The organism is Clostridium sp., from assembly GCF_036569345.1.
In the GTDB taxonomy this organism is placed as follows: Bacteria; Bacillota; Clostridia; order Clostridiales; family Clostridiaceae; genus Clostridium_AD.
In genome coordinates this window covers 25,825-47,025 of sequence record NZ_DATCQT010000047.1, presented here as the reverse complement: position 1 = coordinate 47,025, position 21,201 = coordinate 25,825, and the positions used below count along the sequence as shown (strand labels likewise).

The window sequence follows — 21,201 nt, the reverse complement described above, 5'->3', positions numbered from 1 at the left end:
TATTTAAGGAGATGATATATTTTGTTTAGTGAAGAAATTAACAAAGTTTCTATATCAGCAGTAAAAAAGTCTGAACTCTTAAAGAAAAGCAAAATGAGGTACCTCATTGCGTCGGCTTTGGCTGGTGTTTATGTGGGATTTGGAATTTTATTGATATTTACTATTGGTGGATTATTATCACAAGCTGAGTCTCCTGCCACAAAAATTATTATGGGGGCATCCTTCGGTATTGCATTAAGTCTTGTAATAATGGCGGGTTCTGAACTTTTTACTGGAAATAACATGATTATGACTATAGGATCTCTAGAAAAGAAAGTTTCATGGTTAGATTCAATGAATATTTGGATTTATAGCTTTATAGGTAATTTTGTAGGGTCGGTAATGCTCGCGGTAATATTTGTGGGTGCTGGACTTGCAAAAGGAAGTACAGGATCCTTCATTTTGAAAACATCAGCATTGAAAATGGCAACTCCAAGTATGGAGTTATTCTTAAAAGGTTTACTTTGTAATATGTTAGTCTGTTTAGCCGTATGGTGTGCTATTAAATTAAAGGACGAGACGGCTAAACTTATAATGATTTTCTGGTGCCTTTTCGCATTTATAACTACAGGCTTTGAACATAGCATTGCAAATATGACTTTGCTTTCTACAGCACTTATGATTCCTCACACAACAGCTATAACTATAGGGGGATTAGCACACAATTTAATTTGGGTAACATTAGGCAATTTTGTAGGTGGTGCTGTATTTATTGGAGCGGCATATTGGTTTATATCAAAAGAAAAATAAAATAATAAAAGTATATATTACTAATTATGTTTAATTGAGCAGGACTTAATAAACTTAGAGATATATACTTTCTTTTTTGTATAATTTTATAATTCATTGTTATATAATAAGAATATTAGTTATAAAAATATAATTTAGGTTCTTACAACAATGAGATCTTAAAATGAAATCATAAGGAGAAGTTAAAAATGCCACAAGTGACGTTTAGGCAATTAAAAGATCTTCCTTTACTAGAAAGTATCGAGGATAAAACTCTAGAGCTCATGAGAGAGAAAGTTCTCGTAAAAAAATTAAAAAAGTCACAGATGTTGTTTGCAGAAAGAGAATGTATAAACAATATATATATAGTACTAGAAGGCAAGGTTACCATGTACAGGTTATCGGAAAAAGGTCAAAAGAGAGTTGTCTATATCTTAAACAAAGGTGAGATGATAAATGAGGTAATTTTCGATAATTATTCTAGCTCTATTAATTGTGAAGGTTTTGAGGACAATAAAGTTATAAGCATATCAAAAGTAGACTTATTAAATATCATGCAACATGATTTTAAGCTAACAGAAGTTATATTGTACTCTATGAGTAAAAAAATAAGAAGATTGTATAGACAAATTAAAAATACAGTGCCTACTAAAATGGACAAAAGGGTGGCCGCCAAGCTTTGGAAATTGTCTAAAGACTATGGAGTGGAAACTGAAGAGGGCGTTTTAATAGATGTTAAGATAAGCATAACCTATTTAGCGGATATGTTAGGTAGTTCTAGGGAAACCATTTCAAGGGCAGTAAAAGAGCTTGAAGGAATGGGCATGGTTAAAATCTATCATAGGAATTTCATAGTGAATAGAGAAAAGTTAAATCAATATTTTAAGAGTGTGTGATGAAAATCACATGCTCTTTTTGTTATTTAAAATACAATGTAAGTAGAAAGTTTTAAATCCGGTTTTTATAGGGGCAAAATTTATTATATAAAGGAGGATGCATTTATGAGCTTTAAATTAAAAATAGAGAAGTTTGATGAATACCTTGAAACATTAAGTCAGGAATATAAGGTATATGCACCAGTAATAATTAAGGGTAAAGGAACCTTTGCAGACACAGATACTATTAGGTACAAGGAAATAGAGAGTATAAAGGAGGTTGAGTTTGATTTAAAATCTACTTTTTCTCCTAAAGAAATATTACTTCCGATTACTCAAACATTATTTTACTTTACTGAAAACGAATGCACAGAGCCGAAATGTCATGAAAAGAAAATATTAATATTTTTAAGAAGTTGTGATATTCATGCAATGAGGCGGCTAGATGAAATTTATTTAAAAAATGGAAATGAGGATTATTATTATAAAGTTATAAGAGATAAAGTTAAATATGTACTTATGGGTTGTAGTGAAAGTTTCGAAAATTGTTTTTGCGTTAGTATGGGATCAAATAAAACAGAAGATTACGATATGTATACTAAAATACAAGATGATGAGGTTTTTGTAAATTGTAAATCCGAAGAATTAATGAATTACTTTAATTCAAATAAATTAAGTGCCCAGGATGTAAAACCTGAATTTGTTTCAGAAAATGAAATAAAGGTTACCATCCCTGAAAATCTAGATCAAAGAGTTTTTAAGTCGAAGATGTGGGATGAATACTCCTCAAGATGCATTGCCTGTGGTAGGTGCAATTTTGTCTGTGGTACATGTGGTTGTTTTACTATGCAAGATATTTTCTATAAGGAAAATAAAAATGCAGGAGAAAGAAGACGTGTATGGTCATCTTGTCAAGTAGACGGATTTAGTGACATGGCAGGTGGACATGGTTTTAGAAAGGATAAAAAGGATAGAATGAGATTCAAAATTATGCACAAGGTATATGATTTTAAAAAGAGAGCTGGATATCATATGTGTATAGGTTGTGGTAGATGCGATGATATATGCCCTGAATATATTTCTTTCTCTAGTTGTGTTAATAAATTAAATAAAGCTATGGATGAGGTGGAGTAAATGAAAAATATATATATACCTTTTAAATCAAAGATACTTAATATAAAAAAACATACAGAGACTGATTATACTTTTAGAATGGAGTTCAAAGGTTATGTAAAACCAGGTCAATTCTTTGAAGTATCTATACCGAAATTTGGGGAATCACCTATATCTGTTAGTGAAATAGGTGAAGGGTATGTGGATCTTACAATAAGACGTGTTGGCACTGTTACAGATGTGATTCATAGCTTTTTTGTAGGAGGGACATTGTTTTTAAGAGGACCGTACGGAAATTGGTTTGACGTTAATATATATAAAAATAAAGAAATTATTGTAGCAGCAGGTGGAACAGGGCTTGCACCTGTTAAAGGTGTAGTAGATTATTTTGTGAAAAATCCAAAAGAGTGTAAAGACTTCAATTTAATGGCGGGGTTTAAGTCACCAAGTGATATTTTATTTAAAGAAAATTTTAAAGTCTGGGAGAAAAGTATAAATGTAACATTAACTGTAGATAGTGCGGATCAGGGTTACCTTGGTACTGTGGGGCTCATAACAAAATATATTGATGGCATTCCAGTTGATAATATGGATGAAGTACAAGTTATAGTAGTAGGACCTCCAATGATGCTTAAATTCACTGTAGCTGGGTTTATAAAAAAAGGCGTAAAAGAAAAAAATATATGGGTATCATATGAGAGAAAGATGTGTTGTGGGGTTGGTAAATGTGGTCACTGCAAAATTGATGATACGTATATATGTTTAGATGGACCTGTTTTTAACTATTTGGATGCAGTTCATCTAGTAGATTAAGGGGGAGTAAATTATGGATATAAATACTAAATTGCTTAAAAAGAATGCATTTAGAATAACTAAAAAAAGAGGTAAAACTGCAATAAGAATAAGAGTACCAGGTGGTCATATTGAAGCTAAACATTTAGCGGTGATTCAAGAGGTAGCAGAAACTTACGGAGATGGAAATATTCATATATCTATAAGGCAGGGTTTCGAGATAGCTAACATTGATATAGATAAAATACCAGAGGTTAATAAGATGATTCAACCGGTTATAGATGGTCTTGAAATAAATCAGATATCACCAAATACAGGATACTCAGCTGCAGGTACTAGAAATGTATCAGCATGCATTGGGTCAAATGTTTGTCCATTCGCGAATTATAATACTACTGAGTTTGCAAAAAAGATTGAAAAAGAAATCTTTCCTAATGATTATCATGTGAAGGTAGCTTTAACAGGTTGTCCTAATGACTGTATTAAAGCTAGAATGCAGGATTTTGGAATTATAGGGATGACTGAGCCTCAATACGAATCCTACAGATGCATAAGTTGTAAAACTTGCGTAACTAACTGTAAACTAAGAGCTGGTGATGCACTTAAAATTGAAAATTTTAAAGTAGTACGTGATCATGATAAATGTATTGGTTGTGGAGAATGCGTTGGGAAATGCCCAACAGGGGCCTGGAGTAGAAGTCATGAGAAATATTATAAACTTGTTATAATGGGAAGAACAGGTAAGAAAAGCCCTAGACTTGCACAAGATTTCATAAAGTGGGTGGATGAGGAAAGTATAATTAAAATAATAAAAAACACTTATTCATACATTGAAAAATATATAAATAGTGATGCTCCTGGGGGAAAAGAACACATAGGGTATATTGTGGATAGAACAGGATACCCAGTATTTAAGGAATGGGTTTTAAAAGATGTAACGCTTGGAGATAAAGCTGAAGTTAAACAATACATTAATTGGTAATAAAAAAAGTATTCAGTAGAATTTCTCTGCATACTTTTTATTTTACAATATTTTAACTCAATAATAAAGGACGTAAAAATGTCAGGGTTTAACTTATGTCCACAAAAAAATCACTCGTGAATTTTAATTCAGAAGTGATTTTTTTCGCATTAATATCCTTATGAAAAATTTTCCTATACTTTAGGTGTGAATCCACAATATCCTATTTCATCACATCTTCGCTTCATATCCTGCCATATCTCTTTTCCTTTAATAGATTCTATTGCTGTAGGGTATAGAATATAGTTTTCCTTAAATATGTGATCTCTTAAGTTAAATATAATATATTTCGCTGTCTCATCTACTTTTTCTTTAAATTCATTGAAGTTTAATTTAGAAACCTCTTCGGCCGCAACTTTTAACAAATTTTTCTTGACTCTCAAATCCTCATGTTCCATTCTCATAATTCTAGTTGGGCCAGTAATCTCTCTGTTTTCCATCTCAGTAAACAACACTTTCTCTTCCCTTTGGTGGTGATTTTCTGCATCCAATATATTACTTGCGACAGTCTTTAATTTTTCAATTTCGTCTAAAGCGTTATCATAGTTTTCAGCCTTTTGAATTTTTAAATTAATCTCTTCAAGTTGTGTCAAGAATTCAAGAATTTTATCATGCTCAGCAATAAGGGTATACACAACATGCCCTGGCTCTATTTTTGTTTTAATTTTATCAAGTTCGCCTTTTAAAACTTCCATGTGAATATCACAAAGATGTCTTAAATCTTGAGGCTTCATTCCTGTTTCTATTAAATTTTGTTCTGCAATTGAAAGTTCGATAGGGCTTATATTTGAAACAATGTCTAAAGCTTCTTTTCTTAAAGATTCTGTTACACCTTCTTGATTTAATTTTTGCAAAACTTGGGTCAATTTTTCTATTTTTTTATTATTCATCCTTAAAATCTCCTCTATAAATTTATTTTTTTAAATTTAATATTCTTATGCCATAATTCTACTCGGTTTTGCCTAATAGAAATATGATTTAAATCAAAGTTTAAAAATAAATACATAAGTTTCAATTAGTGGCCCTATAAATAAAAAAAACCTAAAAGCTTATATAATAAACTCTAGGTTGATTTGTAATTCTTATTCTACATATGACTTTAATACATCTAACTGCTTTATAATTAGTACTTTATTACCCTTAAGGCTGATAATACCTAATTCTTCAAATATACTGAGCTTTCTACTCACAGTTTCTCTTGTTACTCCAGCATAACTCGCCATCTCTTCCCTATTTATAGGTAATTTAATTTGCAAGCCTTGACTTGAAGAAGTGCCATACTTTTCAGCAAATTCTAAGAGCATAGATGCAATTCTTATTTCTGCATCATTAGTTGCTAGATTTTGGGCAAGGTTCTCAGTCTGAGCTAGACGTTTTGTAATAACTTGCAATAATTTTAAAGATATTTCTGGATTATTCATGATAATTTTATTTATATCTTGTTTGGTCAATGTGCATATTTTAACATCTGATATAGCATAAGCATCAAAATTATATGTTTCATCACTACTGAACAAACTTAATTCTCCAAAGAAATCTCCATTAGAGAAGATATGGACTATTTGTTCTTTACCATCTTTTGTTAACTTAGATATTTTTACTTGGCCTTCATTAATAATAAATAATGTATCTGATTTTTCTCCTTGGCTACACAACATATCTCCTTTTTTATAGAGTTTATGTCCTGTCATATCAATGATTTTTATAAGTTCTTCTTCGGAGAGAAATGAAAATATGGGTACTTTCTTAGCACATAGGTTATGACTACAATTTCCACAACTACATTCTTTCATATATTTATCACCTACCATTTATTATCATAACATCTTTAATTTAGTTCGGTCAAATAAGAATAAGGAAAAATAAAAAAACTTATTCTAAGACGTACATTGACTCCAGGTACTTATGATGTAGATGGTACATTTCAGATAACAGGCAAACTTACTCTAGATGCTAAAGGTGACCCAAATGGGGTATTTGTGTCTACTATTTCAAAAGAAAACCCAATGTTTGGAAAGGGTAAACAACTGGGTAAAGACTATTTCGAGATAATGGAAGGGGTAAAAATGTTTTTTTATGATTCTGACTCGATAAAACAAGAATTTGGAAAATATGGACTGATAGAATTTTCAGAAATTGATGAGCCACATAAGAATAAGGAAAATAAACCTCCATTTAAATTTATAATGGTAAAATGTCAAAAAGAACTATAAAAACAATTATCTAAAAAATCAAATATTGGAAATCAAAAAATACCTCAAATCGTAGGATACAAAAACTATGTTTTGGGGTATTTTTCTGTACCCGTTTAATCTTCTTTAAAGATGAAGCTAAATATATCTTTAATGGTGGGCGGTACAAAATAACAATATGACTGTATATTGATATAAAGAAGTATTAGTTGTATTTAGAAGGGAAATTGGATATAGGCCATTTATTAGCATATTTAAAATAATAGTAAAGTTAATAAAACAATAAAAAGGGGCATGTTAGTATGGAAGTTACCACAACACGTAATAAGCAAAATATAAAGAATGCAATTTTTGTGATTGTAGGGTGCTTAATATCGGCTATTGGTGTAAATATGTTTTTAGTTAATGCGAAACTATTTAGTGGAGGGGTATCGGGTTTAGCAATTTTAATACAATATGCCTTTAAGATTCCAGCAGGATATACTGTACTATTAGCTAATATACCTTTATTAATATTAAGTTATATGAAATTAAACAAAAGATTTACCATATATAGTCTGATTGGGACTGTTTCATTATCATTGTTTTTAGTATTGACTAAAAATTTAAGCAGTATTCTTATAGTACACGATGCAATTCTATTTTGCGTATATGGAGGGGTACTTATTGGCGTAGGAGCAGGACTTGCATACTCAAACCACGGTTCAGAGGGTGGCATGAACATTATAGTGATGTTGGTTAAAAAAAAATATGATAGTTTCGATGTAGGGCAATTAGGCTTTATAGTAAACTGTATTATAGTATTTTTAGGAATGCTAATAAATGGAATAACCATTGCTTTATACACATTGATGAGCATGTATATAACAGCTTTTGTTACTGATAAGATAATTCATGGTTTATCAAGAAAAAAGGTGTTACTTATAATTACAGAAAAAGAAGCTGAGGTTTGTGGGTATATAACAAATTCTAAACACCGTGGAGCTACAATATTAAATGGTAATGATCTTTCAGGTAAAGAAAGAAAAGTTATTTACTGCATAGTTCATGTATCAAAATTACCAGAGTTTAAATATTCGGTTCAGAAAATAGACGAGGATGCTTTGATTTCAATATTAGATGCTTCAGAAGTTGATGGTAAAGGATTTAATTCAAATATTTTATAGTTACTATAAAAATATGGATTTATTTTAGACATCAGACATCTCTATTGAAAAACTATATCTTTTATTATATGATATAAGAATAGTTTTAAAGGAGGTTGCTGTATGATAAGGAAAGATAAAAGTTTATCACAAAGCGTTGCTGATGATATTCTTGCAATGATTAATATAGATAAAAAGTATGATATTGGAGATAAATTACCAAATGAAAATGAACTATCTAATGAACTAAAAGTAAGTAGAACCACTCTGCGAGAGGGTATTCGTATTTTAACTACCCACAATATACTTGAAATTAAGAGAGGTAAAGGAACATTTGTAACAAACAATGAGAAGCTCAATGGGGATTTTGGATTAGAAGAGTTTTCAACTTTTAAGATGAATGTTAAAGATCTGTATGAAATGAGATTAATATTCGAACCGCAAACTGCATACTATGCAGCAATTCGTGCAACAGATAAAGAACTTGAGAGAATTCTATATTACGGTAAATTAGAAGAAGAAAAAATTTTAAATAAAGTTGATCGTACTGAGGCTGAGCAAGCATTTCACAAATCTATTGCAAAAGCAACTCATAATGAGTTCATGAATAAGTTAATGCCCATACTTTATAAAGCCATTGATAAGGGCGTCATTTTATCCTATGAAAATGAAACTATAATTGGAGATACACTAAATGACCATCATATGATTATGGAATTTTTAGAGGCCCGAGATTCAGAGGGAGCAAAAACAGCCATGAAACTTCATATTTTACGTGCTATGCGAGGTTTAGGAATATATAATGAATAAAATTAAGTGCTAATTCTTTATAATATAAGAGTTGGCATTTATTTTTTAGAAAAAGCAAATTACAATATTGACAATAGACATCATACAACATACAATTAAAATATACAACTAACTATTATAATAAAAAAAGGTGGTAATGTTATGAGAAGTGATGTAGTAACAAAAGGGACAAGCAGAGCACCTCAACGTGCACTATTTAATGCTTTAGGTTTCACAAAAGAAGAAATGGAGAGACCTCTTGTAGGTATTGTTAGTTCAAAAAATGATATCGTGCCAGGTCATATGAATTTAGATAAAATCGTAGAAGCTGTAAAAATTGGTGTAGCAATGGCGGGAGGCACTCCAATTGTTTTCCCTGCAATTGCTGTATGTGATGGAATTGCCATGGGACATCAAGGGATGAAGTATTCACTTGCTACAAGAGATTTAATTGCGGACTCAACAGAAGCAATGGCTATGGCACATGCTTTTGATGCATTAGTGATGGTACCTAACTGTGATAAAAATGTACCAGGACTTTTGATGGCAGCTGCAAGAGTTAATGTGCCTTGTATTTTTGTAAGTGGTGGGCCTATGCTTGCAGGGAAAATTGATGGATGTAAAACAAGCTTTTCGAGCATTGCTGAGGCAGTTGGCGAGTTTAATGTTGGTAAAATTACTGAGGAAAAATTAGAAGAATTTGAAAATAAGTGTTGTCCTACCTGTGGTTCTTGCTCTGGTATGTATACAGCAAATAGTATGAATTGCTTAACAGAAGTTCTAGGAATGGGACTTGGTGGTAATGGAACTATCCCAGCAGTTTATTCTGAGAGAATAAGACTTGCAAAACATGCTGGCATGAAAATCATGGAATTAATAGACAAGAATATAAGACCAAGAGATATAATGACAGAAGGGGCATTTAAAAATGCTTTAACTATGGATATGGCCCTTGGGTGTAGTACAAACAGTATGCTTCATCTTCCAGCAATTGCGCATGAGGTTGGTATTGAATTAAATGTTGATATGGCAAATGCTATTAGTGATAAGACGCCGAATCTTTGTCACCTTGCACCCGCAGGACATACCTATGTTGAGGATTTAAATGAGGCAGGTGGCGTTTACGCTGTTATGAATGAGATAAATAAATTAAATTTATTAAACACAGATTTGATTACATGCACAGGTAAAACTGTTGCAGAAAATATTAAAGGATGCGAAATAAAAGATACAGCGGTAATTAGACCTATAACAAATCCTTATAGTGTTACTGGCGGTATTGCAGTACTTAAAGGAAATCTTGCTCCAGATTCATGCGTTGTAAAACGTTCTGCGGTTTCACCTGAAATGCTAAAACATGAAGGACCAGCAAGAGTGTTTGAGTGTGAAGAGGATGCTATAAGCGCTATAAATTCGGATGAAATTGTTCCAGGAGACGTTATAGTTATTCGCTATGAAGGTCCTAAGGGTGGCCCTGGAATGAGAGAAATGCTTAATCCAACATCTGCAATTATGGGACGTGGGCTCGGTAATAGCGTAGCTCTTATAACAGATGGACGTTTTAGTGGCGCGACCCGTGGTGCTGCAATTGGGCATGTTTCTCCGGAAGCTGCAGTTGGTGGAAACATCGCTTTAATTGAAGAGGGTGATATTATATCAATAGATATAGATGCTAATTCTATTAACTTTAAAGTTAGTGATGAAGAACTTAAAATAAGAAAAGCAAACTGGAAACCAAGACTTCCTAAAATTACAACAGGTTATCTTGCAAGGTATGCTGCTTTGGTTTCATCTGGCAACAAAGGTGCTATTTTAGAAATTCCTAAGGGTTAACATTAAAAATGATATACTTATAAAAAAAATGGCTAGTACCATTAAGAACAAGCAATATAATATTGCATTTAATGGTACTAGCTATTATTTTTTATTTATTTTTAAATATTTAGGCTTTTGACCATACTTTTTGCAGCTTCTCTTATGGTAGTTAGCTTGTAATCTCTGTTTCTTTGAGTTACCCCTATAAAATCATATTTTATACCTTTTATATGATCTACGAACCTCTCAAAGGAAGCAAGGGTGGAAATGCATCCGTTACCAGTTCCTCCAGGAGCAGCGACACATATAAAGGGTTTGCCAGCTAAATTATTTTTAGCTCCACTTGTTGCTTCGCAACGCCTAAGCCTATCAATAAATGCCTTTAGTGACTCACTCATATCACCCCAATAAACTGGTGTAATAATTATGTAACCATCTGCCTGGGACATTGCTCCATGTAGCTTTTGAAAATCATCTTGTACCTGACATGTATGGGTGGATTTGCATGTACCCCATCCGCTTCCACAAGCATGACAGGATGGAATGTTTAATGTGTTAAGACTTACTATTGATGAATTAGCTGTGCTCATTTCTACGCCTACTTTAGCTTCATTGCCACACGCAGCTGTTAAACCATCATTGTTAGGACTAGAAGTAATTATCATTATTTTCATTTAAACCCCTCCATAATAAGATTAATAGTGTAAAACTATCTTTGATTTATTTTTCTTTTACCTCCTTATTTTAGTACATTAGGTGATTAGTAGCAAATAAAACGTCATTTTGAGGGTATATGTATACATTATGTATCATGTTTTTTGAACGACTTAATTTAATGTTTTTAAGTTGTTGTTTTTTCATCGTATAGCATATATACTTAAAGGAGATTATAGTAAATATTTTAATTCTTTTTACTAATAATAAAAATAATTTTTTAAAATATATTTTTAATAAACAAACTTTTATTTGAAAGGAGATTGTTATGCAAACAAATCAATCGGAAAATAGTAAAGAAAAAACGACTTTGAAAAAGAAAAAGACTAATATGTTATTAGCATCTTTTATGTTATTTGTTTTCCCAATAATAGCTGTGTTTATTGGAGTGTTTTTAGGGCAATATGTAGGAAAATTAATTGGAGCACCTATTCAGATTTCTCGTATTGTTGGAGGGATAATTGGTTTTGGATTAGCAATTGTATCAATTAAATTATTTGATAAACATGCTGTAATAGATGATGAAGAAGAGAAACTTGAGTGGGAAGATTTATAGGTCTTAATTAAATGAAATAAAATTTTAAATGTCTATTATATTAATTCAAGGAAGTGTTGATAATGCTGGGAAAAAGACTATGTCTAGGAGATACTATTGGGCTTATTTCTCCTGCTAGCCCAGAAAATATTGAAGCAATAAAAAAAGGAATTTTATTTTTAAAAAATCAAGGGTTCAACGTAATAGAGGGAACTCACATAAATGATAAATGGGGATATCTAGCTGGCAAGGACACAGATAGAGCAGCTGATGTTATGGAAATGTTTAAAAACGATTCAGTAGATATGATACTTTGTATAAGAGGTGGATATGGAACAAGTCGAATACTCCCATATTTAGATTTTGATGTGATAAAAAAGCATCCAAAAATATTTGCAGGTTTTAGTGATATAACTGTATTTCTAAATTCATTTTATCAAAAATGTGGTCTTACAACCTTTCATAGCCCAATGGGTACTTCTAATTTAGAAGATAATGAAACATTTAAAAGTTTTATGTTCACATTAATGGAAGGATATAAACCTTATACAATTAAAAATCCAGTTGAATTTAAAACTAATTGTATAACTCCAGGAATAGCTGAGGGTAATCTTATAGGTGGTAATCTTGCATTAATATGCAACTCACTTGGGACTCCCTATAAAATTGATATGAAAGATAAAATACTTTTTATAGAGGATGTCGGTGAAGCACCGTATAGAATTGATAGAATGCTAACACAACTCCTTTTAGCTGAAAAACTTCAACAATGCAAGGGAATTATTTTAGGTCAATTTAAAGATTGCAATTTACCACACTATGAAAGAAGTCTTACCTTAGAGGAAGTTTTAAGTGATAGATTATATGATTTAAACATTCCTATGTTTTCTGGATTCTGTTCAGGTCATGACTATCCAAAGCTCACACTTCCAATTGGAGCAAGGGTGAAAATGGATGCTCAAAAGGGAATAATTTATGTAATGGAAGCTGTAGTGGAGTAATTTGAAAAACTGTATATTAAAAACTTTGATAGGATGGGGTTTCGCAAAATTATAACATTGTGAGACTGTGTATAAGATAGATTTTCTAAAAATGTAATCACTATAGTAGTTAGATTCTAAGCTGCTATAGTGATTTTTTTATGTCGCCATAAATACAGTTAAAACAAGTGGTTTTGCTAGTTTAAGCAAGTTACCATACCATCTATAAAGTAGATACTTAGAACTTAAATGTATTTTTGAAAAACATTAAAAAATATTTATAATTTATTGTGGTGAGAATAAAAATAGAGTATAATTAATTGAGAATTAATACCATAATATACATGTATACTTAAATTAATCTAAAAAACGATATAAATAACAAATAGATATAAAATTATAAAAATTTAGGGGGGGTAATATGAAAAATATATTTAAAGCATTTATGATTATATGTTTAGCTTTCGCGTTTTGTATTCCTATGCAAACAATAGTAAAGGCAAGTACATATACAAATGTGGATTCAAAAGAAAATGTGGTACTTAGTAAACCTTGGACAGTGAGTTTTAATAAGTCGTTAAGTGCAACCACTGTGAATACAACAAATATCAAGGTTGTAGGAGAAGATAATAATGACGTAGATATTAAAGTTAGTCTAGCTAATGACAATAAAAATGTAATAGTTCAATCTATCAAAAACTATGAAGCTGACAAGACATATACATTAATAGTGGGTGAAAATGTTAAGTCTTCCGATGGAAAATTTCTTCCTAGTGAAGTTCGAATGGATTTTATTACTGAAAGTGCACCTACAAAACCCAGTGAGTTAACTGTATGCATTGATCCAGGTCAATACTATAAAGTAATTACTGGTTCAACTGGCATTAAGGCTAAAGATATAAATTTAAGTGTGGCGTTAAAACTAGGTAATATACTTAAAACAAGAGGATTTAATGTAGTATATACAAGAAGTACTGATTCAGTACCTTGGACCGTAAGTGGTGAGGATGATGCAAAAGCACTAATAGCTAAAAATGCAAAGGCTGATGTACTTTTAAGTATAAATACTAATTCATATTCAACAGACACTACTGCAAACGGAATTGAAACATATTACGCATCTGATGTAAGTAATAATGAGCTGTTAGCAAATTCTATGCAAACTGAGCTAATTAAAGCAACACAGGCTAGTGATAGGGGAATAAAAGTAGGAAGTACTGAAATATTAAATAAGACAAGCTGTCCGGCGGTAGTTATGGATTTAGGATTTATAAGCAATCCACAAGAAGAAATATTATTAAGTAGTGATAAGTATCAAAACAATCTTGCAAAGGCTATGGCTAATGGGTTAATGAACTATGCTGGATTTGCGAATACAGATACTAATTATGCCTCTTTCGTAACAATATCTTCAGTACCAGATATAACAGCAAGTTTAGTGGTGGGGGGTACTTATTTATTACCTTCAACTGTAACTGCAACTATGAATGATGGTTCAAAACAAGCCGTTTCAGTAGTATGGCCTACAACAGTTAATACAACCAAGGCAGGAACTATTACTTATTATGGAACTATGAGTGGAACGACCACGACGGTTAAAGCTATAATTACTGTAAAGGCGGCAACGACCACAGCAAAGTACAAAATAGTACTTGACGCAGGGCATGGAGGATATGATGCTGGAGCAGTAGGACCAACAGGTGTTTTGGAGAAAACTGTAAATCTTGCAATTACTTTAAAAGTGGGAGCAGTATTAACCAAAAATGGTGTTCAAACCATATACACAAGAACAAGTGACACTGTAAGTTGGACCAGCAATGTAACCCAAAATCTTCAAGCAATATGTGATATATCTAATAATGCTAAACCAGATTATTTTGTAAGTATTCATGCGAATAGTGGCGTTTCTTCAGCTAGTGGCACCGAGACTTATACTTATGTGGGGAGTGCGGCTGCAACGAAGCTTGCTCAGGCTGTTCAAACTGAAATAGTTAAAGCAACTGGATCAACAGATAGGGGTCTTAAAACTGCAAATTATTATGTTTTGAAAAATACAGATGCAACGGCAATACTTATAGAAACAGGATTTATATCAAATCCTGCACAAGAAAAACTATTAAATAACGCAGCATACCAAACTAAAGTAGCTAATGCAATTGCAAAGGGTATTCTTAATACTTTAGGAATAACTAATATAGTATATTAAAGGATAGGGTTATTCATGTAATGTACGCTAATCTATGGTAAAATAAAAGCTTGTAAATTAAAAATTTACAAGCTTTTATTTATTAGTTACTAAAGATTTGTTACACGTCAAAGTTACGAGGGGATTAAATATATGTATGATATAACAATAGTTGGTGCGGGAGTTAGTGGGATTTTTCTTGCATATACATTACTTTTAGAAGAAAGCAAAATGAAAATACTGATGATAGAAAAAGGAAAGAAATTTATAGATAGAGTATGTCCAATTGAAAGCAAGGAATCCGATAGATGTATCCAATGTAATATATGCAATAGGATTCAAGGGTTTGGTGGTATGGGAAGGTCAGAGGGTAAGTTTAATTACACAAATGACTTTGGGGGACAACTAGGTGAGAAAATAGGAAATAAAGCTGCAATGGACCTTATGGAAGAGGTGGATAATATATTATGTTTATTTGGTGGGGATAAAGCTCCTTTATATAGTACGAAAAACGAAGAACTTACAAGACGGGCAAAAGAGGAAAAATATAGTATTCTAACTACGAGGGTAAGACATTTAGGAACTAACTTGTCTGGCGAAATCTTAAAAAAGATATATTTATATCTAAAGGATAAGATTGAAATAAAGTTTGAGACGGATATAATTTCTATAACTAAAGTTAATGGCATATTTAATTTAAATACTTCTCAAAATATTTTTTATTCACAAAAAGTTGTATTAGCTACAGGTATAAGTGGAGGAGAAAAATTTCTACAATATTGTAAAGACTTTAATATAAAGCCATGTAGAGAAAGGGTAGATTTAGGAATAAGGGTTGAAATGAACGGAGATCAACTAGACACTATTCTTGGAAATTCTTTTGAAACTAAGATTAGTTACAAGTGTGATGAATTTGAAGCTATAACTTATTGTATGAATCCAAAAGGTAAAATAATTAAAAAGTATCAAGAAGGTCTTGTAATGCCAGATGGGCAAAATCATACTGAAACAGATAGTCCGAGTTGCAATCTGAATTTCACCGTTTTCGTACCATCCTACTTTTCTTGTTACAATGAAGCAAAGGATTATGCTAGAAGTATAATAAAATCTATAAATAAAGAAAGAGGAAGAATAGTAGTTCAAAAATTTGAGGATTTATTAGAAAATAGGATTACAACATGGGAGCAACTTACTAATAATAGCATTAAGATGTCCCTTGCATGTGAAGGCGCAAATTTATATAATGAAATTCCAAAAATCTATATAGATGCTTTATTAACAATTTTTAAATCAATGGAGGAGCTAACAGGTAGAAAAATTTCCGCGGGTACTTTATTATATGGGATTGATGCAAAATTCTATGAACCTGAGATTGACACAGATAAATGTTTTGAGAGTAAGCAGGATGGTCTTTATGTTTTAGGCGATTGTTCTGGAGTAACATATTCTTTATCTCAGGCGGCTGCAAGCGGAGTGTATCTTGGTAGATGTCTTTTAAAAATGGTAGTAAATAATTAATAAGTGTGAAATAAAACGAATAAAGAGAAATTGAAAGTAATAGTTGTAGAGCTTAATTATTGACTTTTGTAATAACATAAGTATAAAATATAGTTAAAACATTAATGAGTAGTTATATATTTCCTTAATAAGTAAAATTGGTTTGATAAGGTTTTGTTTAGTTGAGCTAAATCAAAAGGCCATATATAGGGAGGTCAAAAAAGTGGAGAAAGATTCTGCATTAACGCCAATAGAGGTCGCGGAGCTGCTTAAAATTTCAAAGAATACTGTTTATGAATTGGTGAAAAGAGGAGAACTTAATTCTTACAGAGTTGGTAACAAGGTAAGAATAGAGATGAAGGATATAGAAGAGTATAAGAATAGATCTAAAAAACTTCAAATTACTAAGCAAAGTAATGATGATTTAGTAAATACATATACGCCAATCATAAGTCCATATGAATCAGAAAAAATTCAAAAAAGTTATGGGTTTGTCATTTGTGGTCAGGATATTATGCTTGATATACTATCCAGGCATTTACAACAGCACACTAGAGGGGTTCAAGCACTTAGATCTTACATTGGAAGTTATAATGGGTTATATGCTCTTTATCATGGTAATGTGCAGGTTGCTACAGCTCATTTATGGGATGGAGAAACAGGACAGTATAATATACCTTATGTAAAAAGAATGCTTCCTGGAATACCAGCAATTATAGTGCATCTAGCTTACAGGATGCAAGGCATTTATGTTCAAAAGGGTAATCCTAAAGCAGTAAAAGGATGGGAAGATTTAAGACGTCCTGACATAACTATAATAAACCGCGAGATAGGCAGTGGGACAAGAATATTACTTGATGAGCATTTAAAAAAGCTTAGGATAACTGGAAATAGTATACCTGGATATGATAGAGAATGTTTTTCACATCTTGCAGTAGCAAGCACGGTTGCAAGAGGCGGAGCAGATATTGCTATTGGAAATGAAAAGGTGAGCCAGCAAGTAGATGGAATTGACTTTATACCATTGCAAACAGAAAGCTATGAGCTTGTTATTAAGAAAGAAGATATTGATAAGCCACATTTCCAGGCGGTACTTCAAATTCTTCGCTCTAAGGAGTTTAAGCTTGAACTAGAGGGTATTGGTGGATATGATTTAAAAGATTTAGGAAAAATAACTGCAGAAACATAATCAATATAAAGTGATTTAGCAAACATTGCTGGATCACTTTTTATTTGGTCATTTATATTTTAAAATAAGTATTGAAATTCTTTTAGAATTGAGATACAATAAAAAACAAATAAACATAACAAAACATAACAAAACATTACATAAAATACAATGTATTAAACTTTTGATACAATTTGTTATGTTTTAACTGCAAGTGATTAAAAAAAGATTATAGGGGGAAAAAATGAAAAAACAGTTACAACTTTTATTAACTACGGTCCTACTTACAGTTACATTAGCTATGACGGGTTGCGCTCAGAAGACTAAAACACCAACACCGGCACCAGCAGCTACGCCAAAAACAGTTACTTTAACAATTTCAGCTGCAGCTAGTTTAACAAAAGCTATGGGTGAAATAAAGACACTTTATAAAACAGAAAAGCCGAATGTTACAATAAATTATAATTTTGCCGCTTCAGGTGTTCTTCAGAAACAAATAGAACAAGGTGCTGATGTCGATTTGTTTTTTTCAGCGGGTACAAAACAAATGGATGCCTTGAAAGCAAAAAGTTTACTAATAGACACTACTAATGTTAATTTGTTAGGAAACACAGTAGTTCTTGTAACTAAAAATGATTCTACATTAGGTATTACTGGTTTTAAGGATTTAGCAACTGATAAAGTTAAGAAAGTAGCATTAGGAGAACCAAAAACAGTTCCAGTAGGGCAATATTCAGAGGAAATATTGACAACTTTAGGTATTCTTGATAAAGTTAAAACAAAAGTTGTTTATGCAAAAGACGTTAAGGAAGTTTTGACTTGGGTTGAAAGCGGAAATGTAGATGCAGGAATAGTATATGCCACTGATGCTAAAACTTCTCAAAAAGTAAAGGTTGTAGAAATTGCAGGCAAGGAATTATACAAAACTCCAGTAGTTTATCCAGCAGCTGTAATTAAAGCTAGCAAAAATGCAGAGGATACTAAAGCATTTTTGAAATTTTTATCTAGTGACAAAGCAAAAGAAGTCTTTGTAAAGTATGGTTTTGATTTTCTTTTGAAATAAGTTAGGAGTTGAATTCTATGTCAGAATTTTCACCATTATGGATTTCTATAAAAACAGCTTTTACAGCTACTTTTATAGTGTTTTTCATAGGAATTGCAGCAGCTTGGTTTATGGCAGGTTATAAAGGACGTGCCAGAGGAATTCTAGATGGAATTTTGACATTACCAATGGTACTTCCTCCAACGGTTTTGGGTTTTATACTACTTATGATTATTGGAAAGAATTATCCTATTGGTAAATTACTAAATGGATTTGGAATCACATTAATATTCACATGGTATGCTACAGTTATAGCTGCAACTGTAGTATCTTTTCCTCTAATGTATAGGACATGCGTAGGTGCTTTTCGTCAAATTGATGTTAATGTTCTTAATGCAGCTAGAACACTAGGAGCTAGTGAATGGAAAATATTTTGGAAGGTAGCAGTACCTCTCGCTTGGCCAGGAATTGCGGCAGGTACTGTGTTGTCTTTTGCAAGGGCACTTGGAGAATTTGGAGCAACAATGATGATTGCTGGGAGCATTCCTGGTAAAACTGAAACAATTCCCATTGCAATATATTTTGCAGTGCTTGCAGGAGAAAATGGTAATGCAATTAAATGGGTAGTATTAATATTTATAATATCATTAGGCGTTATGGTATTTAGTGATAAATGGGCTGAAAAGCAAACATTTTTAGTATCCTCTGCAAGGAGGAAATAATTATGGCTTTAGAAGTAAATATTACGAAAAAGTTACCAGGTTTTGAGCTTAGAGTTGAGTTTGAAGCAGAAGATGATATTTTAGGATTCTTAGGAGCATCTGGATCAGGTAAAAGCATGACGCTGAGATGTATTGCAGGAATTGTTACCCCAGATACAGGAAGAATAGTATTAAATGGACGTGTGTTATTCGATTTAGAAAAAAAAATAAATCTTCCCATTAGAGATAGGAAAGTAGGATTTCTTTTTCAGAATTATGCTCTGTTTCCTAATATGACAGTGGAGCAAAATATTGGTTTCGGACTTCCTAAAAACATTTCTAAAGATGAAAAAAAATATAAGATTCAAAAGAAAATTATAGATTTACAGCTTAATGGTATGGAAAAAAGATACCCTTATCAATTATCAGGAGGCCAACAACAAAGGGTTGCACTTGCAAGAGTCCTTGTTGTGGATCCAGAGATAATACTTCTTGATGAACCTTTTTCAGCACTGGATGAGCATCTTAGAAATAATATGATTATACAACTTAAAGAGGATCTATTGAAATTCAAGGGTACCTCAATTTTTGTCACTCATAACATGGAAGAAGCATATCAATTATGCGAAAATATAATTATAATTAAAAGCGGGAGTATTGATGCGGCTGGGCATAAGGATGATATATTTAATAAGCCACCAACACTTTATTCTGCAAAGTTAACAGGTTGTAAAAATGTTTCTAAAGCTAAAAAAATTGGAAATAATATAATAGAAGCTGTTGATTGGAAATGTAGAATTACTTTTAACTATGAAATAGAGGACGATATAACATACCTTGGAATTAGGGCTCATTATTTAGAAATTAGTGAAGAAGATGAAACTATAAACACTTTTAACTTCTGGGTTGTTTTTACTACTGAAACTTTATTTAGAACGAAAGTATACCTTAAATCTAGTGAACCTATAGAAAATGAAAAAGAATATGATATAATGTGGGATATTTCTAAGGAAGAGTGGGATAGAATTAAAAACAAACCTCTTCCCTTAAAAATAAGAATTAACCCAGAAAAGGTTATACAAATCAAGGCAGATTAGGATTTAGAATTAAATAAAAAAAGAGCAAAATAATTATTTACTTATTTTAGCTCTTTTTTTATGCCCAAATCGTGAACTTGAACATTTTGGTTTAAGGTACTTCAACTCAAGGAGATTGAATTATACATTTATAGTCAATAATAAATTTAGACACTATTTTAGGGTGAATAAATTTAAAGGCGGTTTTATTATTATGGATAAACATAGCCAAGGCATTGCCAAATCTAATTCCTCTTTAAGTTCAAAGTCTTATCAGAACGAAAATTCAAGCATTTTAAAACCTACTGGAATATGTGAAGGCGGATTGAAGTTACCACAGGTTATGACAGATGATGATTTAATTAAGCGACTTTTTCCTGAATATATACATTCTTCTTAAAAGCTCTCATGGCGAGAGCTTTATTTATTTTAATTATCAATTAATATTAAGAGAATGATTTCTTGAAATATAAACAAAAAAAGTGAAAAACGGTTTCATTTATAAATGGATAAGAGTGGCAACGGTTTCAACATGAAAAAATGACGAATATGTTATTTTATTTTAAAAAAACACCATAAACGCTTGACTATATGATGAAAAAACAGTAATATAAATAAAAATAAACGAATACAAATATGACTGATTTAAAAAATAAATAATTCATTTTTTATAAAATTACAATAAAAGCCTTAGTTTTTGAAACAATGTTTATTTTATTTTAGATAAATAATTTTATAGGGACAAACTATTAAAAAACAAACATTTATACTAGAAAATTTAAAAATAGTATGG

General features: G+C 31.6%; 21 protein-coding genes. 18 read left to right on the top strand and 3 right to left on the bottom strand.

The window, feature by feature from the left end; genetic code table 11:
* Positions 1-21: 21 nt before the first annotated feature.
* From VIM70_RS04545 to asrC, 5 genes are all read left to right on the top strand, one after another.
* Positions 22-789 carry a formate/nitrite transporter family protein gene (locus VIM70_RS04545; protein WP_331944544.1) on the top strand — a complete coding sequence of 256 codons (768 nt, stop codon included), beginning with the start codon at positions 22-24 and terminating at the stop codon, positions 787-789.
* A gap of 188 nt (positions 790-977) precedes the next feature.
* Positions 978-1,664, top strand: a complete 687-nt coding sequence (locus VIM70_RS04540) for a Crp/Fnr family transcriptional regulator (protein WP_331944543.1) — start codon at positions 978-980, stop codon at positions 1,662-1,664.
* 105 nt (positions 1,665-1,769) lie between these two features.
* Positions 1,770-2,777: an anaerobic sulfite reductase subunit AsrA gene (asrA, locus tag VIM70_RS04535; RefSeq protein ID WP_331944542.1), complete on the top strand. Its 1,008-nt coding sequence runs from the start codon at positions 1,770-1,772 to the stop codon at positions 2,775-2,777.
* On the top strand, positions 2,778-3,569 hold the full coding sequence (asrB, locus tag VIM70_RS04530; protein ID WP_331944541.1) for an anaerobic sulfite reductase subunit AsrB: 792 nt from the start codon (positions 2,778-2,780) through the stop codon (positions 3,567-3,569). It begins immediately after the preceding gene.
* A gap of 13 nt (positions 3,570-3,582) precedes the next feature.
* Positions 3,583-4,530: a sulfite reductase subunit C gene (gene asrC / locus VIM70_RS04525; protein WP_331944540.1), complete on the top strand. Its 948-nt coding sequence runs from the start codon at positions 3,583-3,585 to the stop codon at positions 4,528-4,530.
* A gap of 173 nt (positions 4,531-4,703) precedes the next feature.
* On the opposite strand, the gene VIM70_RS04520 is transcribed toward asrC, so the two are convergent.
* Entirely contained in the window at positions 4,704-5,459 is a 756-nt protein-coding gene (locus VIM70_RS04520) for a DUF438 domain-containing protein (protein WP_331944539.1), read from the bottom strand.
* Between the two features lie 192 nt (positions 5,460-5,651).
* Positions 5,652-6,362, bottom strand: a complete 711-nt coding sequence (locus VIM70_RS04515) for a Crp/Fnr family transcriptional regulator (RefSeq protein ID WP_331944538.1) — start codon at positions 6,360-6,362, stop codon at positions 5,652-5,654.
* 96 nt (positions 6,363-6,458) lie between these two features.
* On the opposite strand from VIM70_RS04515, the gene VIM70_RS04510 reads away from it, so the two are divergent.
* The 4 genes from VIM70_RS04510 (at position 6,459) to ilvD (ending at position 10,528) form a co-directional block, all read left to right on the top strand.
* Positions 6,459-6,782 (top strand): ice-binding family protein, encoded by a 324-nt coding sequence (locus tag VIM70_RS04510; protein ID WP_331944536.1) that lies wholly within the window; start codon positions 6,459-6,461, stop codon positions 6,780-6,782.
* Between the two features lie 281 nt (positions 6,783-7,063).
* The gene (locus tag VIM70_RS04505; RefSeq protein WP_331944534.1) at positions 7,064-7,927 is read left to right on the top strand and encodes a YitT family protein; all 864 of its coding nucleotides are present in this window, start codon (positions 7,064-7,066) and stop codon (positions 7,925-7,927) included.
* A gap of 102 nt (positions 7,928-8,029) precedes the next feature.
* Positions 8,030-8,716, top strand: a complete 687-nt coding sequence (locus tag VIM70_RS04500; protein ID WP_331944532.1) for a FadR/GntR family transcriptional regulator — start codon at positions 8,030-8,032, stop codon at positions 8,714-8,716.
* Between the two features lie 141 nt (positions 8,717-8,857).
* Positions 8,858-10,528, top strand: a complete 1,671-nt coding sequence (gene ilvD, locus VIM70_RS04495) for a dihydroxy-acid dehydratase (protein WP_331944530.1) — start codon at positions 8,858-8,860, stop codon at positions 10,526-10,528.
* 101 nt (positions 10,529-10,629) lie between these two features.
* On the opposite strand, the gene VIM70_RS04490 is transcribed toward ilvD, so the two are convergent.
* Positions 10,630-11,184, bottom strand: a complete 555-nt coding sequence (locus VIM70_RS04490) for a flavodoxin family protein (RefSeq protein ID WP_331944528.1) — start codon at positions 11,182-11,184, stop codon at positions 10,630-10,632.
* 308 nt (positions 11,185-11,492) lie between these two features.
* Here VIM70_RS04490 and VIM70_RS04485 point away from each other — a divergent pair, with 308 nt between their 5' ends.
* The 9 genes from VIM70_RS04485 (at position 11,493) to VIM70_RS04445 (ending at position 20,808) form a co-directional block, all read left to right on the top strand.
* A complete protein-coding gene (locus VIM70_RS04485; protein ID WP_331944526.1) occupies positions 11,493-11,780 on the top strand; it encodes a SoxR reducing system RseC family protein in 288 nt (95 codons plus the stop codon).
* A 62-nt stretch (positions 11,781-11,842) separates the two neighbouring features.
* Positions 11,843-12,760 (top strand): LD-carboxypeptidase, encoded by a 918-nt coding sequence (locus VIM70_RS04480; protein ID WP_331944524.1) that lies wholly within the window; start codon positions 11,843-11,845, stop codon positions 12,758-12,760.
* Positions 12,761-13,160: 400 nt separating this feature from the next.
* Complete coding sequence (locus VIM70_RS04475) at positions 13,161-14,945, top strand: N-acetylmuramoyl-L-alanine amidase (RefSeq protein WP_331944522.1); 1,785 nt, start codon at positions 13,161-13,163, stop codon at positions 14,943-14,945.
* A 132-nt stretch (positions 14,946-15,077) separates the two neighbouring features.
* On the top strand, positions 15,078-16,442 hold the full coding sequence (locus tag VIM70_RS04470; protein WP_331944520.1) for an FAD-dependent oxidoreductase: 1,365 nt from the start codon (positions 15,078-15,080) through the stop codon (positions 16,440-16,442).
* 202 nt (positions 16,443-16,644) lie between these two features.
* A complete protein-coding gene (locus VIM70_RS04465; protein WP_331944518.1) occupies positions 16,645-17,610 on the top strand; it encodes a helix-turn-helix transcriptional regulator in 966 nt (321 codons plus the stop codon).
* Positions 17,611-17,833: 223 nt separating this feature from the next.
* A complete protein-coding gene (modA, locus tag VIM70_RS04460; RefSeq protein WP_331944516.1) occupies positions 17,834-18,652 on the top strand; it encodes a molybdate ABC transporter substrate-binding protein in 819 nt (272 codons plus the stop codon).
* A gap of 17 nt (positions 18,653-18,669) precedes the next feature.
* Complete coding sequence (gene modB, locus VIM70_RS04455; RefSeq protein WP_331944514.1) at positions 18,670-19,353, top strand: molybdate ABC transporter permease subunit; 684 nt, start codon at positions 18,670-18,672, stop codon at positions 19,351-19,353.
* Positions 19,354-19,355: 2 nt separating this feature from the next.
* A complete protein-coding gene (locus VIM70_RS04450; RefSeq protein ID WP_331944512.1) occupies positions 19,356-20,429 on the top strand; it encodes a sulfate/molybdate ABC transporter ATP-binding protein in 1,074 nt (357 codons plus the stop codon).
* A gap of 193 nt (positions 20,430-20,622) precedes the next feature.
* On the top strand, positions 20,623-20,808 hold the full coding sequence (locus VIM70_RS04445; protein WP_331944510.1) for a hypothetical protein: 186 nt from the start codon (positions 20,623-20,625) through the stop codon (positions 20,806-20,808).
* Positions 20,809-21,201 lie beyond the last annotated feature (393 nt).

Coding starts and splice junctions, on each gene's coding strand:
- VIM70_RS04540 (WP_331944543.1), top strand. CDS start 978: ATGCCACAAGTGACGTTTAGGCAATTAAAAGATCTTCCTTTACTAGAA.
- asrA (WP_331944542.1), top strand. CDS start 1,770: ATGAGCTTTAAATTAAAAATAGAGAAGTTTGATGAATACCTTGAAACA.
- asrB (WP_331944541.1), top strand. CDS start 2,778: ATGAAAAATATATATATACCTTTTAAATCAAAGATACTTAATATAAAA.
- asrC (WP_331944540.1), top strand. CDS start 3,583: ATGGATATAAATACTAAATTGCTTAAAAAGAATGCATTTAGAATAACT.
- VIM70_RS04520 (WP_331944539.1), bottom strand. CDS start 5,459: ATGAATAATAAAAAAATAGAAAAATTGACCCAAGTTTTGCAAAAATTA.
- VIM70_RS04515 (WP_331944538.1), bottom strand. CDS start 6,362: ATGAAAGAATGTAGTTGTGGAAATTGTAGTCATAACCTATGTGCTAAG.
- VIM70_RS04505 (WP_331944534.1), top strand. CDS start 7,064: ATGGAAGTTACCACAACACGTAATAAGCAAAATATAAAGAATGCAATT.
- VIM70_RS04500 (WP_331944532.1), top strand. CDS start 8,030: ATGATAAGGAAAGATAAAAGTTTATCACAAAGCGTTGCTGATGATATT.
- ilvD (WP_331944530.1), top strand. CDS start 8,858: ATGAGAAGTGATGTAGTAACAAAAGGGACAAGCAGAGCACCTCAACGT.
- VIM70_RS04490 (WP_331944528.1), bottom strand. CDS start 11,184: ATGAAAATAATGATAATTACTTCTAGTCCTAACAATGATGGTTTAACA.
- VIM70_RS04485 (WP_331944526.1), top strand. CDS start 11,493: ATGCAAACAAATCAATCGGAAAATAGTAAAGAAAAAACGACTTTGAAA.
- VIM70_RS04480 (WP_331944524.1), top strand. CDS start 11,843: ATGCTGGGAAAAAGACTATGTCTAGGAGATACTATTGGGCTTATTTCT.
- VIM70_RS04475 (WP_331944522.1), top strand. CDS start 13,161: ATGAAAAATATATTTAAAGCATTTATGATTATATGTTTAGCTTTCGCG.
- VIM70_RS04470 (WP_331944520.1), top strand. CDS start 15,078: ATGTATGATATAACAATAGTTGGTGCGGGAGTTAGTGGGATTTTTCTT.
- modA (WP_331944516.1), top strand. CDS start 17,834: ATGAAAAAACAGTTACAACTTTTATTAACTACGGTCCTACTTACAGTT.
- modB (WP_331944514.1), top strand. CDS start 18,670: ATGTCAGAATTTTCACCATTATGGATTTCTATAAAAACAGCTTTTACA.
- VIM70_RS04450 (WP_331944512.1), top strand. CDS start 19,356: ATGGCTTTAGAAGTAAATATTACGAAAAAGTTACCAGGTTTTGAGCTT.
- VIM70_RS04445 (WP_331944510.1), top strand. CDS start 20,623: ATGGATAAACATAGCCAAGGCATTGCCAAATCTAATTCCTCTTTAAGT.